Genomic DNA, 16,828 nt, shown 5'->3' on the forward strand with positions numbered 1-16,828 from the left:
CCGTCAGAAAGGCAGCTTGGCGTCGGGCCGCACGGCGCTGATGGCCCGCTTGAACTCGGCCTGGATACGCGCCAGCGCGTCCGCGCCTTCCGCTTCGAAGCGCATCACCACCACCGGGGTGGTGTTGGAGGAGCGCGCCAGGCCGAAGCCGTCGGCGTACTCCACCCGCAGGCCGTCGATGGTGATGATGCGCTCATGGCCAGGAAAGGCGTCGTTGCGCAACTGGTCGATCAGGGCGACGTTTTCGCCTTCGGCCAGTTCCAGGTGCAGTTCGGGGGTGCTGTCCGATTGCGGCAGCGCGTTCAGCAGCGCCGACGGGTCAGCCACGCGCGTGAGCAGTTCGAGCAGGCGGGCGCCCGAATACAGGCCGTCGTCGAAGCCGTACCAGCGGTCCGAGAAGAAGATATGGCCGCTCATCTCGCCACCCAGCGGGGCGCCGGTTTCCTTCAGTTTCGCTTTCACCAGCGAATGGCCGGTTTTCCACATCAGCGGCTCGCCGCCGTGGCTGGCGATATAGGGCGCCAGGTGGCGCGTGCACTTGACGTCGTAGAGGATCTGGGCGCCCGGGTGGCGCGTGAGCACGTCGGCGGCGAACAGCATCATCTGGCGATCGGGGTAGATGATCTGGCCATCCTTGGTCACCACGCCGAGGCGGTCGCCGTCGCCGTCGAAAGCGATGCCGATCTCGGCGTCGCTCTCCTGCAGGCACTTGATCAGGTCTTGCAGGTTTTCAGGGTGGGCCGGGTCCGGGTGGTGGTTCGGGAAGTGGCCGTCGACCTCGCAGAACAATTCGATGACCTCGCAGCCCATGCCGCGAAACAGGTCGCCGGCGAAGGCGCCGGCGACGCCGTTGCCGCAATCGACGGCGATCTTGATGGGCCGTGCAATCTTGACGTCGCCGATGATGCGCGCCAGGTAGGCCGCGCCGATATCGTGGCTGCGATAGCTGCCGGGGACCGCCGCCGCGCTGCCGTCGTGGGCGACGATGCTGTCGTACAGCGCCGAGATGGTGGCGCCGTGGATGGCGTCGCCGGCCAGCACCATCTTGAAGCCGTTGTAGTCGGGCGGGTTGTGGCTGCCGGTGACCATGATGCCGGAGGCAGCGCCCAGCACCTTGGTGCCGTAATAGACCATCGGCGTGGCGACCACACCCAGATCGATGACGTCGACGCCAGCGGCCTGCAGGCCGGCGGCCAGCGCACGGGCAAGCTCGGGGCCGGACAGGCGGCCGTCGCGGCCGATCACCACCGCCGTTTCGCCCTTGGCCAGCACCGCCATGCCGAACGCCTGGCCGATTTGATGGGCCACGCCAGCGTCGAGGGTTTTGTCGATGACACCGCGGATGTCATAGGCTTTGAAGATTGATCTGGAGAGCGCCACCATGAATATCGGTCCTGTCTTAGTATTGGTCCATCGTCGAATGTTTCGCGTAAACGCATGCAGCATGCGTGAACACGCCGACGGTAAACAGGAGGGTATTGTAGCGGCAAGCAGAGAGCTTGGGAATCAAGCGATACGAGCACTGGCACGAAGGACCGTGCGAGCGGCGCCGGCAGACGGGCGCGGACTACATAAAACGTGCAACTGAGAAAGACATCAGGCGGGCCCGGACTGGGGCGCCGCCATTGATCGCCGGCGCCAATGCCCCGGCCGACCCGCTCATGCCGCGTGCTTAAACGCGCAGTTTGTCGATCGATTTACCGCTATCGACCCATTCCTTGACCCATTTCGGCTGACGGCCACGACCGGTCCATTGCTGGGCCGCATCTTCTGGATTGCGGAAGCGCACGGCGACGGTGCCGGTTTTGCCGCCACGACCGGTGGTCGCGAGCAGGTCTTTCAAAGGCACGCCAACGCTTTGGGCGATCGCAAGAATCTGTTCGCGGGCTTTGGCCAGGTCCGATTGCTCGCGCTTCTTCATTTCCTGCTTGATTTGATCCTGCAGGTTGCGCATATCGCCGACTGACATATTTGACAGGTCCATTGTCTTTTCCTTGGTTGTGGGTTGAGGTCGATTAAGTGAATTCTCACCAATTGTCGCAATATACTACATATTAATTTAGAATGTCGAATAAATCCGCTGCCGCCCGATGATAATTCTTCCGCCCGAGCAGAACTGTTGGAAATCTGGCGACGTCTTTATATTAGTCCTTCTTGCGCCGAATCAGCCAGCGCGGCGACCTGAATCGAACGATACGCGCGTAAAGCCAGATGTAACTGACCATAAACAATAAAGCGCAGATTATCAGCAGTCCAGTATGCCGCCAGAACAGGCTCGCCGGAATAACTGCCATCAGCGATAAGGCCCACAGATAAGGCGAGGTCAGGGCATTGCGGCGCATCAGCGCGCGCCCTTCTTTGCGCCCCACCGCCCATTGCACCACGCGACGAAAAATCAGGCTATGCAGATGAATTCCGTCGGGCATCGCCGGCGACTGTCCCCGCAAGAACATGCGGCGATAGGCGGAGAACAGGGTTTCAAACGCGGGATAAATGAGCAGCAGCACCGGATACCAGGTCGACACCTGGGGATTGCGAATTACCAGCAGCAATGCCAGTTCGCCCAGCATGAAGCCGATGAAATACGCACCGCCATCGCCCAGAAAGATCAGCCCCACCGGATAATTCCAGATCAGAAATCCGGCGGTGGCGCCCGCCATGGTCAGCGCCGCCACCACGATGAATACATCGTTCACCTGGAACGCCACATACGCCAGCGAGACCATCATGCAGATGCTGACGACGCTGGCCAGGCCATTGAAACCGTCGATGATATTGACGGCATTGGCAATCCCCGCCACCGCCAGCACCGTCAGCGGCAACATCAGCCAGACGGCAGAGAGGGGGAGCGTACCGAAGGGCAAGTCGATCCGGTCGAGGCGGGCATCGACCAGCCACCATGCCATCGCCGCCGCCACCACCGTCAGCAACAGGCGCCGGGCAGGACTGACGGCGCCCGTGTAGTCTTCAATAATGCCGCCGGCAAATGCCACCGAGGCACACAGCAATAAAGACAACATTGTCATCGTCATTGCCGGCACCCGCCATATCGAAATGGCGGCGCTGAGCAAGACAGCAACAAAGATCGGCAGGCCGCCGATCCGCGCCACAGGGTGCGCGTGGACTTTCTGGACACCGTTAAAATCGGTATCGAGTGCCGGTCCATGCAAGCGCGATTGTTTTATCACCAGAAGTGTCAACAAGGCCGATGAAAAAAAACTGACGAGGAAGGAAAACATTTTTATTTTTCTAAGATAATACGTGAGTGATGCAGCGGTGTATTAACGCGGCCCGCGCGCGCTGCCGTCGATCTATTCCAGGGTGAAGCGCCACCGGGTGGCGCAATGGGAGGGGTGGCGGCATCGGCGAGGCGCGCGCGGAACGGTTGGCGCCGGCAACGACGCCGCCGCACAGGGGTGCAACGAGGAGATATAAGCGAAATCAGCGAAATACTTCCGCATTGGCAAGAACAACGCCCTGATTATCCTTCGCCGACACCACCGCCGCGCCGCGCAGCGGCCATTCGATCGCCAGCGCCGCATCGCTCCATAAAATAGTGCGCTCATTTTGAGGCGTCCAGTAATCGGTCGATTTCACCAGGCATTCGGCAAAGTCGCTCGTCACCACCGAGCCGAAGGCAAAACCGGCCGGTATCCACAGTTGCCGCCGGTTTTCCGCCGACAGGGAAACCGCCACCCAGCGACCGAAAAACGGCGATTGCCTGCGTAAATCGACCACCACGGCGTAAATCGCGCCGGCGATCACCCGCACGAGCTTCGCCTGCGCCAGTCCGACCTGGTAGTGCAAGCCGCGCACGACGTCGCGCGCCGAGCGAAAATGGTCGTCCTGCACAAACAGCGCCGGCTGGCCGACCAGTTCGGCAAACTGGCGCGCATTGAAACTCTCGTAGAAAAAGCCCCGCTCATCGCCATATACCTTCGGCTCGACGATCAACACTTCCGGGATCGCGGTGGGAGTCGCTTTCATGTATTTTCCTTGTACGCACGTTAAAAAAACCACCAACCATAGCGCAATTCTATGTGAAACTTGGGACCCATTTTGACTAAATATGTAATGAAAACTTTCGCAATTGGCGACCTGCAAGGTTGCCTGCATGAAATGGGTGTGCTGCTCGAACGGATCGACCAGGAGCAGGACGGCGATCCGGACCGCGCCATCGTGTTTGTCGGCGACCTGGTCAACCGCGGCCCCGATTCGCTGGGCGCGCTGCGCCGCGTGATGGCCCTGTGCGAGGCCAGCGGCGGCCGCGTCGAGGCCCTGCTGGGCAACCACGACCTGCACCTGCTGGCGGTGGCCGCCGGCGTGCAGCGCGCGTCGCGCGGCGACACCTTCGACGCCATCCTCGGCGCGCCCGACCGCGAGGTCTTGCTGGACTGGCTGCGCCGGCGCCCGCTGGCGCTGCGGCGCGGCGCCCACTTGCTGTTTCATGCGGGCGTGCTTCCCGAATGGAGTGCCGAACAGACCATCGCGCTGTCGCGCGAAGTCGAAGCGGTGCTGCAGGGGCCGCTCTGGCGCGATTTGCTGGCGCACATGTACGGCGACACCCCCGCGCGCTGGGACGACGCCCTGCGCGGCGAGGCGCGCCTGCGCTGCATCGTCAACGCCCTCACCCGCATGCGCTTTTGCACGCCCGATGGCGCCATGGTGTTCGGCCACAAGGAAAGCGCCGGCGCGCCGGCCGGATCGGGCCTGCTGCCGTGGTTCGAACTGGCGCAGCGGCGCACGCGCGATGTGACGGTGGTGTTCGGCCACTGGTCGGCGCTGGGCCTGCTGATGCGCGCGGATGTGGTGGGACTCGACAGCGGCTGCGTGTGGGGAGGCAAGCTGAGCGCGGTGTGCCTGGAGGACCGCCGCCTGCTGCAGGTCGATTGCCCCGAGTACCAGCACGCCAAGGGCAAGCCGGCGGGCTGACCGAACCTGTCAGGCAGCCGCTTCGACGGCGACGACGTCGGCCAGGGCGCCGTCGATCGCCGTGCGGGCGGCATCGCACAAGGCCCGACGCTGCGCATCGCGCCCTTCGATGGGCGCCAGCCAGGTCACGCGCGCCTGCACGGGCGGGCCGTTCAGGATGGTCATCATGCTGGCGGCGAAACTGACCTCGCCCGTGAAATCGACGCCCGCGTGCGGCGCGCCGTGCTCATCGAGATAGGCCAGCGCCAGCGGCTGCAGGCGGGCGCCGGCGTCGATGGCCGCTTCGAACAGGTTGGCGTGAAACGGCAGCAAGGCGCCCTGGGCGGCGGTGGTCCCTTCCGGGAAAAACGCCACGCGCTGGCCGTTTTCGAGCTGCTCGACGATGCCCTTGAAGGTGTGGCGCAGGTCGCGCCGGCAGCCGCGCGCGATGAACACGGTGCCCGCCTTGGCCGCCAGCCAACCCATCGCCGGCCAGGCGCGGATCTCCGCCTTGGCGACAAAGTGCGACGGCGCCATCGCGTTGATGACGAAGATATCGAGCCAGGAGATGTGGTTGGCCGCCAGCAGCGCGTGCTCGAGCGGCACGCCGACCTGGGCCAGGCGCACGCCGCAGATGCCCAGCAGGCGACGCGACCAGCGCGCCACCAGGGCGTCGCGGCGCCCCTTTGACGACAGCGGAAACAGCAGCGCGCACGTGACCAGGCCTTCGACCAGGTGAATCATGACACGCAGCAGGCGAACGGCGGATTTGAGCTTCAAGCGATACCAATGGGTGACGGCCGGGCACCATGCGCGGCAGGTAGATTTTAACCGCTGGCGCTCGCACGGCACGATTGTTGTCCAATGCGCCATCGGCCCAGCCGCCCGTCATGGCGCCTTTAGCGCGCCGGCCGCTCCCACGCCAGGCGTCCGGCGACGATGGTCGCCATCACCTGCCCGGCCAGTTCGTAGCCGAGAAACGGCGTGTGCTTGCCCTGGCTGGCCAGCGCCGCCGGCGCCACCGTCCAGCGCGCTGCCGGATCGAACAGCACCACGTCGGCCACCGCGCCCACGGCCAGCTGGCCGGCCGCCAGTCCGGCCACCCGGGCCGGCTCGCACGTCACCTTGGCCAGCGCCGCCGGCAGCGAGGCGTGCTGGTCGTCGGCCCATTTCAGGGCCAGCGACAGCAGCAGTTCCAGGCCGGTGGCGCCGGGCGAGGCTTCGCCGAACGGCAGCAGTTTTTCGTCGTCGTCGACCGGCGTATGGTCCGAGCAGATGGCGTCGATCAAGCCGTCGGCCAGGCCGGCGCGGATGGCGTCGCGGTCGCGCTGGCTGCGAAATGGCGGCGTCACGCGGGCGTTCGAGTCGAAAAAGCCGATGTCGGCATCGGTCATGTGGATGTGGTGGACGCCGACGTCGCAGGTGACGGGCAAGCCTTCCTTCTTGGCCGCGCGCACCAGTTCCAAGCCGGCCGCCGACGACATGCGGCACAGGTGCACGCGCGCGCCGGTGGCGCGCACCAGTTCGAAAATGGTGTGCAGGGCGATGGTTTCGCTCATCACCGGCACCCCCGACAGGCCCAGCCGCGAGGCCAGCGCGCCGCTGTGGGCGATGCCGCCGCGGCCGATGTGGGCGTCCTGCGGACGCAGCCAGACGGTGTAATTGAAGGTGCGCGCGTACTGCAAGGCGCGCAGCAGCACATTGGTGTCCTCGACCGGTTCCTCGGCCTGGGCGAAGCCGATGCAGCCGGCCTCGGTCAGTTCGGCCATTTCGGTGAGCGCCTTGCCCTTCAAGCCCATGGTGAGGGCGCCCAGCGGGTGGACGTGGGCCTGGTGCAGGCCGCGCGCGCGGTGCTTGAGCATTTCGACCAGGCCCGGCTCGTCGAGCACGGGGTCGGTGTCGGGCGGGCACACCAGGCTGGTGACGCCGCCCTGCATGGCCGCCTGCATTTCCGATTCCAGCGTGGCCTTGTACTCGTAGCCCGGCTCGCGCAGGCGCGCCGACAGGTCGACCAGGCCGGGGGCGACGACGAGTCCGGCGGCGTCGATGACGCGCTCGGCCACGAAGCCGGCCGGGGCAGCGCCGATCGCCGCCACGCGGCCATTGTCGAGGTACAGGTCAGCGAGGGCGTCGACGCCATTGGCCGGATCGATCAGGCGGCCGTTCTTGATATGCAGTTTCATCAGTTTGTCTTGTTCAGATAGTTCAACCGTGCGTGCCCGCCACGATACTCATCACCGCCATCCGTACCGCGATGCCGAACGTCACCTGCGGCAGGATCACCGCCTGGGCGCCATCGGCCACCGCCGAATCGATTTCCACCCCGCGGTTCATGGGGCCGGGGTGCATGACGATGGCGTCCGGCTTGGCCAGCGCCAGCCGTTCCGGGGTCAGGCCGTAGCTCTTGAAGTACTCCTGGGCCGAGGGCAGCAGGGCGCCGCTCATGCGCTCGCTCTGCAGGCGCAGCATGATGATCACGTCGACCCCCTTCAAGCCCTCGTCCATATTGGTAAACACCCGCACGCCCATCTGCTCGAGACCGCCGGGCAGCAGCGTGTGCGGGCCGATTGCCCGCACTTCCGGCACGCCCAGCGTGGTCAGCGCGTGGATGTCGGAACGGGCCACGCGGCTGTGCAGGATGTCGCCGACGATCGCCACCGTCAGATTGGTGAAGTCTTTCTTGTAGTGGCGGATGGTGTACATGTCGAGCAGCCCCTGGGTGGGGTGGGCGTGGCGGCCGTCGCCCGCATTGACCACGTGGACATGGCGCTGGCCCGTGTCGATCAGGTGCTTGGCGATCAGGTAGGGCGCGCCCGACTGCGCGTGGCGCACCACGAACATGTCGGCGTGCATGGCGGCCAGGTTGTCGATGGTGTCGAGCAGCGACTCGCCCTTGCTGGCCGACGAGGCCGAGATGTTCAGGTTGATGACGTCAGCCGACAGGCGCTTGGAGGCGATTTCGAAGGTGGTGCGGGTGCGCGTGGAGTTTTCAAAAAACAGGTTGAATACGCTTTTACCGCGCATCAGCGGCACTTTCTTCACTTCGCGGTCGGAAATGCCGACGAACGAGGAGGCGGTGTCGAGGATGTGGTTGACGATCGATTTTGGCAGCCCTTCGATGCTCAGCAGGTGCTGCAGTTCGCCGTGTTTGTTCAGTTGCGGATTAAGCATGGTCGTCTTCGATGGTCAGCGAAAGGAGGCCGTCGTCGCCGCGCTGCAGCGCCAGCGACTGGCCGGGGGCGAGGTCGACCCGGGCGGCGACGAAGTCGGCCGCCACCGGCAGCTCGCGGCCGGCGCGGTCGGCCAGCGCGGCGAGCATGATGCGCGCCGGGCGGCCGTAGTCGAACAGCACGTTGATGGCGGCGCGGGTGGTGCGGCCCGTGTGCAGCACGTCGTCGACCAGCACGATGACGGCGCCGTCGACGCTAAAGCCGATATGGGTCGGCTTGACGTCCGGGTGCAGCCCCTTGCGGGCGTAGTCGTCGCGGTAGAACGAGACATCGATGGAGCCGAGCCGCGCTTCCAGGCCCAGGTCGAGCGCGAGGCGCCGGGCCAGCCAGGCGCCGCCCGAGTGGATGCCGACGATGGCGGCGTCGCTGACGCCTTCCAGGCCGCTGCGGACCTGCGACAGGAGGTCGCGGTACAGCGCCTCGGCGTCAAATTGCTGATGGGGTGTGGGCATGGTCGTCAAAGTATTGTTGCAAAATAATGGCGGCGGCCTTGTCATCGATGACCTCGCCGCGCCGGGCCTGGAGCACGGCCGACGAATAGCGCTCGTCGACCAGTTCCACAGGCAGATTGTAGCGCCCATGGAGCTGGTTGGCGAAGCGGCGGCAGCGCAGCGTCATGTCGTGCTCGGCGCCGTCGGGGTGGCGCGGTTCGCCCACGATCAGGCGCGCCGGCTGCCATTCGGCGATGAGGGCACCGATGCGGGCAAAGCGGGCGGCGTTGTCGATCGACTTGATCACCTCGAGAGGCTGGGCCTGCGCGGTCAGGGTGTTGCCGATGGCGATGCCGATGCGTTTGATACCGAAATCAAAACCGAGAACCGTATCGACCATCAGGCGTGACCGGCCTCGAGGGCCAGCATGGCCGGATCGATGCCCAGCAGCTTGATGGCGGCGTGGTAGCGCTGCTCGACGGGCAGGTCGAACAGCACGTGGGCGTCGGCGCCCACCGTCAGCCAGCCGTTGCGGCCGATTTCGTCTTCCAGCTGGCCCGGGCTCCAGCCCGCGTAGCCGATCGAGACGAGCATGCGCGACGGGCCATCGCCGGCGGCGACCGCTTCGAGCACGTCGATGGAGGTGGTAAATGCCACCTCGCTCGTCACCGTCAGCGACGACGAATAGCGCGCGCCCGGCGTGTGCAGCACGAAGCCGCGGTCGTCCTGGACGGGGCCGCCAAACATGATGGGCTCATTGACCACGCTGGCGTCGAGGCTGGCCGAGAGGGTCAGGTCGATGCGCTCGAACAGCACTTCCATGGTCATGTCGGTGGGCTTGTTGATGACCACGCCCAGCACGCCGTTGTCGTTGTGTTCGCACACATAGACGACGGTGCCGCCGAACACGGGGTCCTGCATCGCCGGCATGGCGATGAGAAAATGATTGGCCAGGTTGAAGCTGGCCGACACCGCGCCGATGGCCGATTCGGGCCGCTGCTGCTCGTCGTGCCGCATGCCATGCAGGGGCCGAGTTTTGTCGATTTTGCTCTTGGTCATACGCGTCACGCTTTCTCGTCTCACTCTTGTAGTTTGAAGCCAGCGTTCAAAATTACAATTCTGGACTTTTCGATAGTTTACACTGATTTGAGAGCCTGCCACGCCGTGCCGACAAAGCGCGTGGCGGATTTCATCCTAGCCAGTAAAATGCCCAATCCTGTTGACCTTGCACACGAGAAATGAAATTCGAAAAATCCCTGGTGTGGTTCCGCCGTGACCTGCGCGCCTTCGATCACGCTGCCCTGCACCACGCGCTGACCACCTCCAAAACAGTCTATTGCGCTTTCGTGTACGACGACGCCATCTTGGCGAAATTGCCACGACACGACCGCCGCGTGGCCTTCATCCACGCCAGTATTGCCGAGCTCGACGCCGAGCTGCGCACGCTGGGCGGCTGCCTGCTGGTGCGCCATGCGCACGCCCGCAGCGACATCGTGCGCCTGGCCGCCGAACTGGACGTGCAGGCGGTGTTCGCCAACGAAGACTACGAGCCGCAGGCGATCGACCGCGATGTCGCCGTCGCCGATGCCCTCGAGGCCGCTGGCCGCCAACTGCTGGTGGTCAAGGATCAGCTGATCTTCGCCAAGGATGAAGTGCGCACCCTGGCGGGCGGGCGCTTTTCCGTGTTCACGCCCTACAAGAACGCCTGGCTCAAGCGCATGCACGCGGCGCCCGAGTGCCTGGCACCGTGGCAGATCGCGCCCCACGCGGCGCGCCTGGCGCCAGCGCAAGGGGCGCCGGCGCTGCCCTCGCTGGCGGCGCTCGGCTTCGAGCCGGTCGACCTGGCGGCGGTGGGCATCGTCGCCGGCATGCGCGGCGGCGCCGCCACGTTCGAGTCCTTCATCGCCCGCATGGCGGCCTACGACGAGGCGCGCAATTATCCGGCCATCGACGGCACCTCGACCCTGTCGATCCACCTGCGCTTTGGCACCGTGTCGATCCGCCACCTGGTGCGCACGGTGAACCAGCTGATCGCCAGCGGGGCCGGCGGCGCCGGCGCGCCCGTCTGGCTGTCCGAACTGATCTGGCGCGAGTTCTATGCGCAGATCCTGTTTCACAACCCGCACGTCGTCGAGCGCGCCTTCAAGCCCGCCTACGACGCCGTGGCGTGGGAGGCGGGGCCGCAGGCCGAGGCCGCGTTTGCCGCCTGGTGCGAAGGGCGCACCGGCTACCCGCTGGTCGACGCGGCCATGGCGCAGATCAACCAGACCGGCTTCATGCACAACCGCCTGCGCATGGTCACCGCCTCGTTCCTGGTCAAGGACCTGGGCATCGACTGGCGCTGGGGTGAACAGTATTTTGCCCTGCACCTGAACGACTTCGAGCTCGCCTCCAACAACGGCGGCTGGCAATGGGCCTCGTCAAGCGGCTGCGACGCCCAGCCGTATTTCCGCATTTTCAATCCCGTCACGCAGTCGCAGAAATTCGACAAGAGCGGCCAGTTCATCCGCCACTGGCTGCCCCAGCTGAAAAAACTCGACGACAAGCAGATCCACGCGCCGTGGGAGTGGCCGGCCGCGCCCAGGGGCGACTACCCGGCGCCGATGGTCGACCATGCCCAGGCGCGCGCGACCACGCTGGTGCGCTACGCCGTGGTCAAGGCGGCCGGCGAGGCCGACGCGTAAAGACCGCGGCCGCGGGGGGGCCCGGGCGGCGCTGGTGCGCTAGGCCGACGGCGCCGTCACGACCGGGTCGAGCAGGCCGGCGATCGCCGCCAGCAGCATCGCTTCCTGGAACGGTTTGCCGAAATACGCGTTCACGCCCAGCCCCAGCGCATAGTTGCGGTGCTTGTCGGCGGTGCGCGAGGTGATCATGATGATCGGCACATGGGCGGTGCTGCCGTTGCCGCGGATATTGCGGGTCAGGTCGAAGCCATCCATGCGTGGCATCTCGATATCGACCAGCATCAGGTCGGGGATGGTCTCCTGCAGATGATCGAGGGCGTCGACGCCATCCTTGGCCAGGATCACGCGGTAGCCTTCGCGCTCGAGCAGGCGCTGGGTCACCTTGCGCACCGTGAGCGAATCGTCGACCACCATGATGACCGCCTCACGGGGGGCGACCGGCGCCAGCGCAGCTGGCGTCTGGCCCGCCGCGTGGCTGCGGCCGGCGCCGTGCAGCGCCAGCGCCACCGGGTTGAGGATCAGGACGATCTCGCCGGAACCGAGCACGGTGGCGCCGGCGATGCCGACCATGCGCGCCAGTTGCGGACCGATGTTCTTGATGACCACCTCGCGGTTGCCCACCACGTCGTCGACCTGCACGGCGAGGCGGTCAGCGCCGCTTTTGAGCATCAGCACGGGCGACGAGCGCTGCGCCAGCGGACGCGCGCCCGCCTGGCCCAGCAGCGCCGGCAGGTAATGCAGGGCCACGTTCTGGCCCTGGAAACGCAGCACGCAAGCGGCGTGTGCCTCGACCAGGGCGCCCTCCTTCATCTGCAGCACCTGCTCGACCAGGATCGACGGCAGCGCATAGGTGGTGCCGGCGCTGGCGGTGAGCACCACCTGGGTGACGGCCAGCGTCAACGGCAGGTGCACGGTGAAACGGGCGCCCTTGCCGGCCGTCGTTTCGATCGCCACCCGCCCGCCCAGCGCCTGCGCCTGCGAGCGCACCACGTCCATGCCGACGCCGCGCCCGGCCAGTTCGGACAGGCTGTCGGCGGTGCTCAGGCCCGGTGCGAAAATCAGCTCGGCCGCTTCGGCGTCGGTGATGCTGGCGCCGGCTTCCAGCAAGCCCGCCTGGACTGCCTTGGCGCGTATCCTGGCCAGATCGAGGCCGGCGCCATCATCGCTGATCTGGATCACCACTTCATTGCCCTGCTGGCTCACCTGCATCAGCAATTCGCCCGTCTCGGCCTTGCCGGCAGCGCCACGGCGCGCGCGCGGTTCGATGCCGTGCACGATGGCATTCCTTAACAGGTGTTCGAACGGCGCCGCCATCTGTTCGAGCACGCTGCGGTCGATTTCCACGGCGCTGCCGCGGATATCGAGGTTGACCCGCTTGTCGAGTTCCTTGGCGCTCTGGCGCGCCACCCGGAACAGCCGCTCGGACAGGCTGGCGAAGGGCACCATGCGCACCCGCATCAGGTCGCGCTGCAAGTCGCGCGTGAGGCGGCTTTGCTGGACCAGGTCGGCGCTGGCGGCATCGACCGTGCGGCTCAAGCTGTCGTGGAAGGAGGCGACGTCGCCCACGCTTTCGGCCATCATCCGCGTCAATTCCTGCAAGCGGGTAAAGCGGTCGAATTCGAGCGGATCGAACTCGCGCTCGCTGGAAATCGACATGCGCGAGGCGATCTGCGACTCGGCCTGCATTTCCACTTCGCGCAACTGGCGCGCCAGCCGCGCCAGGTTGTCAGAAAAATCGGCCAGCGAGGTTTTCAGGGTAGCGACCTGGTTCTCCAGCTTCGAGCGGGTGATCGACACTTCGCCGGCCTGGTTGACCAGGCGGTCGAGAATGTCGGCGCGTACCCGCACCAGCGCCGTGCGCGCGGGGCCGCCGTCGGCGCCCGCCAGCGGCGGCGCGGCCGGCAAGCCGGCATCGCCGGCATCGGGCGCCGCCACCGGCGCGGCCGGATTGTGTAACTGCTCGAACAGCAGCATGGCGTGATCGTAGTTGGCCAGCACCTCGTCGAACGCGGCCGCCGTGGTGGAGCCGGCGTGGACCATGTTCTCGATCTGCGTTTCGATCTCGTGGGTGTGCTGGCCCAGGCGCATGGCGCCGGCCATGCGCGCGCTGCCTTTGACGGTGTGCAAAATACGCAGCAGTTGCTGGGCCGGCGCGGGGTCGGCCGGATTGGCCTGCCACTGGCGCAGCAAGGCGCCCACCGTCGGCAGCAGGTCGACCGCTTCCTCGAGAAACACGGGCAGCAGGTCGGCGTCGAGATCGTCGGAGATCGCCGTCTCCAGCGGCGCCGCCACGCTGTCGGGCGCGCGCTCGGCCAGCGTGGCCGGTTCCAGGCGCGCTTCGGCGGCGAGGGGTGCAGGTTCGGCGGCCGGCGCAGGCTCGGGCTCGGGCTCGGGCTCGGGCGCAGCGTCGAGCGCCCCCGCTTCCGCTTCCAGGTCCGGATCGAAACGGATGTCGGTGGCGAAGTCGCTCAGCGGCTCGCTGTCGCCGTGCGCCCCAGGCGCGGCCAGCACGGGCTCGTCGTCACCGCCGTCACCGTCGTCATATCCGACGTCGGCATACGCATCGGCATCGGCCGGCGCGCTGGTCACCGTCTGCGCCGACAAGGCTTCGCGCAGCGCGACCAGGCGCTCGACCAGTGCCGGCCGGGCGGCGGGCAGTTCGCCCTGGGCGAACAGGCGCAGCATCTGGCCGGCCGCGGCCAGCGCCTCGTCGAGCAGGTCGCGCTGCGGGTCGTTCAGCACGGGGGCCGGCTCGACCAGCGTCAACAGCGCCATCTCCAGCGCGTAGGCGACGTCGCGCAGCGCCTTGAAGCCCACCGTGGCCGAGGTGCCGGCCAGGGTGTGGGCCGCTTTCAGGGCCGCCGCGGTCACCGCGCGCAGTGGCTCGTGGCGCCACTCGCCGAAGTCCTGGGTCAGCACCCGCATCAACTCGTCCGTCTCGGCCAGGTAGATGTTGTACAGCGGCAGCGGAATTTCCAGGTCGCCGAAGCGGCGGATATTGTCCGCCAGCGGCGCCTCCGGCACGGCGGACGGGAACTCGATGACGCGGCCGCCGGCGCCGGCCGGCGCCGGCACCGGCGCTGGCGCTGGCGTGTCGGGACCCGCCAGCGCGTGCGGCTCGTCGTCCGCCTCCGGCGCACTGGCGTCGTGGCCATCGTGGGGGGCGCCGGTGGCTGTGTCGGTATCGGTGGCGGTGGCTGTGTCGGTATCGGTGGCGATGGCCGTATCAGTGTCCGTATCAATGGCGGTGGCGGTGTCCGTATCCGTGGCGGTGGCGGCATCGCCGGGCGCCTCCGGCACGGCGGTCGCTCCATCGAGCACGAATTGGCCACCGTCCTGCACGGCGCCAGCGGCGGCCACCAGGGCGGCGCTGGTCCGGGCGGAGAAGCCGTCGATGGCCAGCTCATCGACCCAGGCCGTCATCTCCCCGTGCGCGTATTCGAGCAGCGCCAGCAGCGCCGGGGTGGCGGCGCGGGCGTCGCCCAGCCAGACGTTCATGACTTTTTCGACGGCCGCGGCGCCCTCGGCGAAATTGTGCAGCCCCACCATGCGGCCACTGCCCTTGAGGGTGTGGAAGGCGCGCCGCAGCGTCGTCAGGCTGTGCTGGCTGGTCGGCTCGGCCCTGGCCGCGGGCACGGTGGCGCCCACCAGTGCCAGCACGTCCTGCGCCTCGCTGATAAAAATCTCCAGCAGTTCGGCTTCGATGGCCGCGTCGCCGTCGGCCAGCGGCGGCGCCGTTGCGCTGACGGACGCGGGCACGGGGGCCGGCACCGCGGCCGCGGCCGGCTCGACATCGAAGGGCGTGTCGCCCGCGCGCTGCTTTTCAAACGGCAGCTGCTCGAAGCGCCCGCTTGCCGCATCGAAGCGGAAACTGCGCTGGGCAGCGTCGAAATCGCGGCCCAGCATATCGATATAAAAGCCCATCGCGCCCACGTTGCGGGCGATGTCCTGCAGCGCAGCGGCGTCCTGCGCGGGCAGCGCGGCGCCGGCCGCCAGTGCCTTGACGGCATCGCGGATGTGCTGGGCCGCCTGCACGGCCTGGTCCTGGTCGAGGATGGCCAGCGCGCCGTGCAACTGGTGCAGCAGCGGATCGATGGTGGCCAGCGCCGGCCGGCGCGCCGCGTCGGCATAATAATCGTCGAGCACCTTCTCCACCTGGCGCAGGGCGGTCTTCATTTCCGCGGCCAGCGCCGCCACCGTCTGCCCCTGGGCGATCTGGCGCGACAAGTCGCCCTGCCACTCGGGCGCGGCGGGCGGCGTCTCGCCAGCGGCCAGCGCCAGCAGGCGCGCGCCCACCACCTCGGCGCGCCCGGCAAAGTCGGCCGGCAACTGGCGCACCTGGTCGAGGCCCTGCTCGACGAACAGCATGGCGGTGGCCATCTCCATGCTGAACTGGTCGCTGCGGCCGGCGGCGATCGAGTCCTGCGCCGCCCGGCCCAGTTCGTGCAGCAGTTGCGTCAGGGCGGGCGCGCCCAGCTGCTCGCTGGCCTGCGCCAGGTGCGCCAGCGACTGATTAAATTGCTGCTCGAGCTTGATGCCGGGATCGGCGGCCACCCGGTCCCAGTCGGTTTTCGCCTGCGCCAGCGCGTCGGTGGCGCTCTTGAGCGCGTGCGGGTCGATGCGGCCGTAGCGGCGGCTGTCGTAGTCGGCCGGCACCACCCCGGCCAGGCCGTAGGCGCGCCGCAGCGACTGGGCGTCGGCCGAGGGCGCGCTGGCGGCGGCGATGAAAAACAGGGCGTCGCGCAGCATCGCTTCGGGCAGGCCGCCCTGGCCTTGCGAGAGGCGGCGGATCTGCAGGTTGATCAGGCCAAACAGCTGCTTGACGTACAAGTCGCCATGGACCTGGCCGCTGGCGACGAGCTCGGCAAAACAGCGCATCGCCATCCAGAAGGTGCGTGCGGGGGCCTCGACCTGGGCCTGTTCGACCAGCGCGATGGCCTCTTGCAGGGCCTGGGCGTTGCTGCGCTGGGCGGCGCCGTCGGCGCTTTTCAGAAACGGCAGCAGGGCTTTTTCGAAACGGGCGCGGTAGGCCGCGTAGTCGGCCGTCAAGCTGTCGGCGGCAGCGCCGGCGGGCGCCAGCGGCACCTGCGCCGACAGGTCGACGAACAGCAGGTCGGACGGGTGGATCCGTTCGGCGCCCAGCGCCTGCTGCAGCGCGCGGTGATACGGAAACAGGCGTGCCGGCTGCGGCGCGGCGCCGGCCATCAGTTCATCGAGGTATTCGGCGATCGCCTGGCAGGCCTCGGCAATGGCCTCGCAGCCGGCGGTGCTCACTTCCAGGGTGCCATCGCGCATCCGTTCGAGCACGCTCTCGGCCGCCGCCGTGAGCAGGCCGACCCCTTCGACATCGACCATTTGCAGGGCGCCGTGGGCCTGGTGCAGATGGGCGCGGGCGTGCTGCAAACTGGTCACGCGGGCGTCGCCCGGGTGCGCCTCGGCCTCGGCCAGGGCCGCGCGCGCGCGCGCCAGCGCCTCGCGGATTTCGCCGATCACCCACGACAGCGGGCCGGTATCGAAAAAAGCCGTGGCGGCTGCGGGCGGCGTGGACGAATGGTCGGTCATGGGCTAATCC

13 protein-coding genes are annotated in these 16,828 nt (G+C 67.2%); 2 read left to right on the forward strand and 11 right to left on the reverse strand.

Translation table 11 applies throughout. The features are described from left to right. Positions 1 to 3: 3 nt before the first annotated feature. The 4 genes from ACP7EY_RS00240 to rfbC all read right to left on the reverse strand — a co-directional run bounded on the left by ACP7EY_RS00240 (position 4) and on the right by rfbC (position 3,987). On the reverse strand, positions 4 to 1,383 hold the full coding sequence (locus ACP7EY_RS00240) for a phosphomannomutase/phosphoglucomutase (protein ID WP_426189256.1): 1,380 nt from the start codon (positions 1,381 to 1,383) through the stop codon (positions 4 to 6). A 289-nt stretch (positions 1,384 to 1,672) separates the two neighbouring features. Beyond that, complete coding sequence (locus tag ACP7EY_RS00245) at positions 1,673 to 1,984, reverse strand: H-NS family nucleoid-associated regulatory protein (RefSeq protein WP_426189258.1); 312 nt, start codon at positions 1,982 to 1,984, stop codon at positions 1,673 to 1,675. Positions 1,985 to 2,144: 160 nt separating this feature from the next. Next, positions 2,145 to 3,239, reverse strand: coding sequence for an MraY family glycosyltransferase (locus tag ACP7EY_RS00250; protein WP_426189260.1), 1,095 nt, complete (start codon positions 3,237 to 3,239; stop codon positions 2,145 to 2,147). Between the two features lie 202 nt (positions 3,240 to 3,441). After that, positions 3,442 to 3,987 carry a dTDP-4-dehydrorhamnose 3,5-epimerase gene (gene rfbC / locus ACP7EY_RS00255; protein ID WP_426189262.1) on the reverse strand — a complete coding sequence of 182 codons (546 nt, stop codon included), beginning with the start codon at positions 3,985 to 3,987 and terminating at the stop codon, positions 3,442 to 3,444. An 87-nt stretch (positions 3,988 to 4,074) separates the two neighbouring features. On the opposite strand from rfbC, the gene ACP7EY_RS00260 reads away from it, so the two are divergent. After that, on the forward strand, positions 4,075 to 4,932 hold the full coding sequence (locus ACP7EY_RS00260) for a symmetrical bis(5'-nucleosyl)-tetraphosphatase (protein WP_426189264.1): 858 nt from the start codon (positions 4,075 to 4,077) through the stop codon (positions 4,930 to 4,932). A gap of 9 nt (positions 4,933 to 4,941) precedes the next feature. Here ACP7EY_RS00260 and ACP7EY_RS00265 read toward each other — a convergent pair whose 3' ends face one another. From ACP7EY_RS00265 to ACP7EY_RS00290, 6 genes are all read right to left on the reverse strand, one after another. Further along, a complete protein-coding gene (locus ACP7EY_RS00265; RefSeq protein WP_426189266.1) occupies positions 4,942 to 5,691 on the reverse strand; it encodes a lysophospholipid acyltransferase family protein in 750 nt (249 codons plus the stop codon). A 119-nt stretch (positions 5,692 to 5,810) separates the two neighbouring features. Beyond that, a complete protein-coding gene (locus ACP7EY_RS00270; RefSeq protein ID WP_426189268.1) occupies positions 5,811 to 7,094 on the reverse strand; it encodes a dihydroorotase in 1,284 nt (427 codons plus the stop codon). Positions 7,095 to 7,116: 22 nt separating this feature from the next. Next, entirely contained in the window at positions 7,117 to 8,082 is a 966-nt protein-coding gene (locus ACP7EY_RS00275) for an aspartate carbamoyltransferase catalytic subunit (protein WP_426189270.1), read from the reverse strand. Further along, positions 8,075 to 8,593: a bifunctional pyr operon transcriptional regulator/uracil phosphoribosyltransferase PyrR gene (gene pyrR / locus ACP7EY_RS00280; RefSeq protein ID WP_426189272.1), complete on the reverse strand. Its 519-nt coding sequence runs from the start codon at positions 8,591 to 8,593 to the stop codon at positions 8,075 to 8,077. Before pyrR ends, ACP7EY_RS00275 begins: the two co-directional genes overlap by 8 nt. Next, positions 8,568 to 8,972, reverse strand: coding sequence for a Holliday junction resolvase RuvX (ruvX, locus tag ACP7EY_RS00285; protein WP_426189274.1), 405 nt, complete (start codon positions 8,970 to 8,972; stop codon positions 8,568 to 8,570). The genes pyrR and ruvX overlap by 26 nt, the downstream gene beginning before the upstream one ends. After that, entirely contained in the window at positions 8,972 to 9,589 is a 618-nt protein-coding gene (locus tag ACP7EY_RS00290; protein ID WP_426190016.1) for a YqgE/AlgH family protein, read from the reverse strand. Before ACP7EY_RS00290 ends, ruvX begins: the two co-directional genes overlap by 1 nt. Before the next feature lie 221 nt (positions 9,590 to 9,810). On the opposite strand from ACP7EY_RS00290, the gene ACP7EY_RS00295 reads away from it, so the two are divergent. Next, positions 9,811 to 11,256 (forward strand): cryptochrome/photolyase family protein, encoded by a 1,446-nt coding sequence (locus ACP7EY_RS00295; RefSeq protein ID WP_426189276.1) that lies wholly within the window; start codon positions 9,811 to 9,813, stop codon positions 11,254 to 11,256. A 39-nt stretch (positions 11,257 to 11,295) separates the two neighbouring features. Here ACP7EY_RS00295 and ACP7EY_RS00300 read toward each other — a convergent pair whose 3' ends face one another. After that, on the reverse strand, positions 11,296 to 16,818 hold the full coding sequence (locus ACP7EY_RS00300) for an Hpt domain-containing protein (protein WP_426189278.1): 5,523 nt from the start codon (positions 16,816 to 16,818) through the stop codon (positions 11,296 to 11,298). Positions 16,819 to 16,828: the final 10 nt, after the last annotated feature.

Origin of the sequence: Massilia sp. DWR3-1-1, assembly GCF_049898325.1 — a bacterium.
Lineage (GTDB): Bacteria > Pseudomonadota > Gammaproteobacteria > Burkholderiales > Burkholderiaceae_D > JAFCUW01.